Raw genomic sequence first — 4,350 nt, 5'->3', positions numbered from 1 at the left:
AGGGCGCGGCGACGCTCCCGCTCGTCCGGTGCCGCGTCCTGCCGGGCGAGGGCGCGCAGGGCGGCGAGGTCGTCGGGGACGGGGGCGTAGCCGCCCGGCAGGGCCTCCTGGAGGCGGCCGAGGTAGCCGGCGGCGGAGCCGGGCAGGGCGTCGCGGTAGCGGGCGAGATCGGCGTGCAGGAAGGCGCGCAGCCGCTCCCCCTCGCACACCGCCTCGTCGACCGCCTCGGCCAGCCTGCGGCACTCCTCGGCGTCCCCCGGCAGCTCCCGGGACAGGGGGCCGAACGGGTCGGCGAGGGCGTTGGGCGGCAGTGCGCGGGCAAGGGCGCGACGGAGCACACGCAGTTCCTCGGCACTGAACGCCATGCCGCCGTGGGATCCGTATGGCATAGGCATGCGAGGACTTTACGTCCAATAAGGACAAAAGCCGCTCAATTGAGGGGCTGCGGCGCGGCCCGCCGCCTTGGGCACCGGCCCCGGGCGGCGGGCCCCCGCTCAGCCCCGCAGGACGTTGCGCTCGTAGACCAGCCGCAGGCCGATCAGGGTGAGCCAGGGCTCGTGCTCGTCGATCACGGAGGACTCGCCCAGGACCATCGGCGACAGACCGCCCGTGGCGATCACGGTCACCTCGTCCGGGTCGTCGGACAGCTCCCGCGCCATCCGCCGGACGACCCCGTCCACCTGCCCGGCGAACCCGTAGAGGATGCCGGACTGCATCGCCTCGACGGTGTTCTTGCCGATCACGCTGCGCGGCCGGGCCAGCTCGATCTTGCGGAGCTGGGCGCCCTTGACACCCAGGGCGTCCACCGAGATCTCGATGCCGGGCGCGATGACCCCGCCGACGTACTCGCCGCGCGCGCTCACCGCGTCGAAGGTGGTGGCGGTGCCGAAGTCGACGACGACGGCGGGTCCGCCGTACAGCTCGACGGCGGCGAGCGCGTTGATGATCCGGTCGGCGCCGACCTCCTTGGGGTTGTCCATGAGGATCGGCACGCCCGTCTTGACGCCGGGCTCCACCAGGACGGCGGGCACGTCGCCGTAGTAGCGCCGGGTGACCTCGCGCAGCTCGTGCAGGACGGAGGGGACGGTGGAGCAGATGGCGATGCCCTCGATGCCGTCGCCCAGCTCGTCGCCGAGGAGCGGGTGCATGCCCATCAGGCCGTGCAGCAGGACGGCCAGTTCGTCGGCGGTGCGGCGGGCGTCGGTGGAGATCCGCCAGTGCTCGACGATCTCGTCGCCGTCGAACAGGCCCAGAACGGTGTGGGTGTTGCCCACGTCAATGGTCAGCAGCATGGCGGTCAGTGGTCCTCGCGCAGGTCGAGGCCGATGTCGAGGATCGGGGAGGAGTGGGTGAGCGCGCCGACGGCCAGGTAGTCGACGCCGGTCTCCGCGTACGTACGGGCGCTGGCGAGGGTGAGGCGGCCGGAGGACTCCAGGGCGGCGCGGCCCGCGACGAGGTCGACGGCCTCCTTGGTCAGCTCGGGCGTGAAGTTGTCCAGCAGGATCAGGTCGGCGCCCTCGGCGAGGACCGGCGGGATCTGGTCGAGCCGGTCGACCTCCACCTCGATCGGCACGCCCGGGAACTCGTCGCGCACGGCCCGGAACGCCTCGGCGACGCCCCCGGCCGCGACGACGTGGTTGTCCTTGATCAGCGCGGCGTCGGACAGCGACATCCGGTGGTTGACGCCACCGCCGCAGCGCACCGCGAACTTCTCCAGGGCGCGCAGGCCCGGCGTCGTCTTGCGGGTGTCGCGGACCTTGGCGCCGGTGCCCTCCAGGGCGTCGGCCCAGGCCCGGGTCGCGGTCGCGATGCCGGACAGCCGGCACAGGATGTTCAGGGCGCTGCGCTCGGCGGTGAGCAGATCGCGGGTGCGGGTGGTGACGCTGAGCAGGACGGTGCCCGCCTCGACCCGATCGCCGTCCTCGACGTGCCGCTCTACGGCGAACTCCTCGGTGCACACGATCGACAGGACCACCTCGGCGATCCGCAGCCCGGCGACCGTACCGGCCTCGCGGGCCGTGAAGTCGGCGGTCGCCACCGCGCCCTCGGGGACGGTCGCCACGGTCGTGACGTCCACCCCCTGGTCGAGGTCCTCCTCCAGGGCCAGGTGGGCGATGCCCTCCACCTGGACGGGGTCGAGCCCGGCGTCCACCAGCAGCGCCGCGAGGTCCGGGTCGAGGCCGCAGGTCAGCGGGTCCAGCTCATAGCCGTCACCGCAGCCGCAGCCGTCACCGCAGCCACCGGCGGTCCCGGACGGGGGCGCGCCGATCTGGAGAAGGGGGAGGTCGTCCGGGGTGCTGCTGCTCACGGGGTGGGCTCCGTATCGGGATGGGGAGGTGCGGGTACGGGGACGCCTGCGGCGCCCGTGGTGGCCGGGAAGGCCGCGGAATCGGTGGTGCGTACGGTGAGGGCGCGGTCCGCGTCGAGGACGATGCGGAAGTGGCGGCGCCAGAGGGTGTCGTCCCGGTCGGGGTGGTCCTCGCGCCAGTGGCAGCCGCGCGTCTCGGCGCGCCGCCGCGCCGCCTCGACCAGCACCCGGGCGACGCAGAGCAAGTTGGTCGCCTCCCACGCCTCGACACCGGGCACCGGGGGCTTGCCCGACGGGGCGTCGGCGTCCGTCGTGGGGCGCGCGGACCGCTCATGGGCCTCGGCGGCCTCCCGGTGGAGGCGGCCCAGCCGTTCCGCGGCCCGCGCCAGGCCGTCGGCGCTGCGCAGCACGCCCGCGCCCTCGGTCATGATCTGCTGCACGGTGGCCCGCGCCTCAGGGGCGACGAGCGGGAGAGCGGCCGCCGTACGGGCACGAGGGCGCCCGCCGTCCGTACGCGCCCCCGCGTGCGCCCCGCGTGCGATGTCCGCCGCGATCCGCTCGGCGAAGACGAGCCCTTCGAGCAGGGAGTTGGAGGCCAGGCGGTTGGCGCCGTGCACACCGGTGCAGGCGACCTCGCCGCAGGCGTACAGCCCCGGCACGGTCGTCCGGCCGTACAGGTCCGTGCGGACGCCCCCGGAGGCGTAGTGCGCTGCGGGGGCGACGGGTATGGGCTCGGCGACCGGATCGAAGCCGTGGGCGCGGCAGGCGGCGAGGATGGTCGGGAAGCGGCTCTCCCACAGGGCGGCGCCGAAGTGCCGGGCGTCCAGGTACATGTGCGCGGTGCCCTGCTCCCGGGCGCGGCGCGTGATCGCCTTGGCCACGATGTCGCGCGGGGCCAGCTCGGCGAGTTCGTGCTGCCCGGTCATGAACCGGACGCCGTCCGCGTCGACCAGATGGGCGCCCTCGCCCCGTACGGCCTCGGAGATCAGCGGCTGCTGGCCCTCCGCGTCCGGGCCCAGGTAGAGGACGGTCGGGTGGAACTGGACGAATTCGAGGTCGGAGACCTCGGCACCGGCCCGCAGGGCCAGCGCGACACCGTCGCCGGTGGAGACGGCGGGGTTGGTGGTCGCGGAGAAGACCTGGCCCATGCCCCCGGTGGCGAGGACCACGGCGGGCGCGTGCACGGCCCCCACGCCGTCGTGCTGCCCCTCCCCCATGACGTGCAGGCTCACGCCCGAGGTGCGGCCCTCCGCATCGGTGAGGAGGTCGAGGACGAGGGCGTTCTCGACGATGCGCAGCCCGGCGGCGCGCACCGCCTCGACGAGGGCGCGGGAGATCTCGGCACCGGTGGCGTCGCCGCCCGCGTGCGCGATGCGCCGGCGGTGGTGGCCGCCCTCACGGGTGAGGGCGATGGTGCCGCCCCCGGGGGCGGTGTCGAACCGCGCGCCCGTACGGATCAGCCGGTGGACGGCGCCGGGCCCCTCGGTGACGAGGGTGCGCACGGCGGTCTCGTCGCAGAGCCCGGCGCCCGCGACGAGGGTGTCGTCGAGGTGCTGCCCGGGGGTGTCGCCGTCGCCGAGCGCCGCCGCGATGCCGCCCTGGGCCCAGCGCGTGGAGCCGTCGTCGAGGCGGGCCTTGGTGACGACGACGGTGCGGCGCCCGGCGGCGGCGCAGCGCAGGGCCGCCGTCAGCCCGGCGACACCGGAGCCCACCACGACGACATCGGCGTCGATCGCCCACCCCGGGGGCGGGGCCGTCAGACGGCATCCGGTGGCGGGGGCCGGGGTGCTCCCGGTGGCTGTTCCGGTGGCGGTCATCGGCTCGCTCCGAGGGGGCCTTGGGGGGCGTGGGCGTCGGCGGTGCCGGGGCGCGGGGCGGTCCGGTGCGCCGGGAACGTGAGGCGGATGTTGTCGATGAGACGGGTGGTGCCGACCTTGGCGGCGACGGCGAGCACCGCCTCGCCCTCGTAGTCGTCCGTGACCTCCGTGAAGTCGGACGGGTCGACCAGCGCCAGGTAGTCCAGCTCCAGCGGCGGGTCGAGC

The 4,350-nt window shown here is 74.9% G+C and carries 4 protein-coding genes and 1 pseudogene; all 5 read right to left on the bottom strand.

All coding sequences use genetic code 11. The features are described from left to right. A pseudogene (locus tag AC51EU_RS27635) lies at nt 1-395 on the bottom strand (hypothetical protein); the annotation flags it as partial. A gap of 99 nt (nt 396-494) precedes the next feature. Beyond that, on the bottom strand, nt 495-1,292 hold the full coding sequence (locus tag AC51EU_RS27630) for a type III pantothenate kinase (protein WP_496269814.1): 798 nt from the start codon (nt 1,290-1,292) through the stop codon (nt 495-497). A gap of 5 nt (nt 1,293-1,297) precedes the next feature. Further along, nucleotides 1,298-2,308 (bottom strand): carboxylating nicotinate-nucleotide diphosphorylase, encoded by a 1,011-nt coding sequence (nadC, locus tag AC51EU_RS27625; protein WP_496269813.1) that lies wholly within the window; start codon nt 2,306-2,308, stop codon nt 1,298-1,300. Next, entirely contained in the window at nt 2,305-4,125 is a 1,821-nt protein-coding gene (locus AC51EU_RS27620; protein WP_496269812.1) for an L-aspartate oxidase, read from the bottom strand. The genes nadC and AC51EU_RS27620 overlap by 4 nt, the downstream gene beginning before the upstream one ends. Next, nucleotides 4,122-4,350: pantoate--beta-alanine ligase (locus tag AC51EU_RS27615; protein ID WP_496269811.1), on the bottom strand; the 229-nt coding region annotated here is incomplete at its 5' end. The genes AC51EU_RS27615 and AC51EU_RS27620, both read right to left, overlap by 4 nt.

The organism is Candidatus Streptomyces philanthi, from assembly GCF_059553635.1.
Note: the sequence above shows the minus strand (reverse complement) of the source record. Positions and strands in the feature narration are given on the sequence as shown.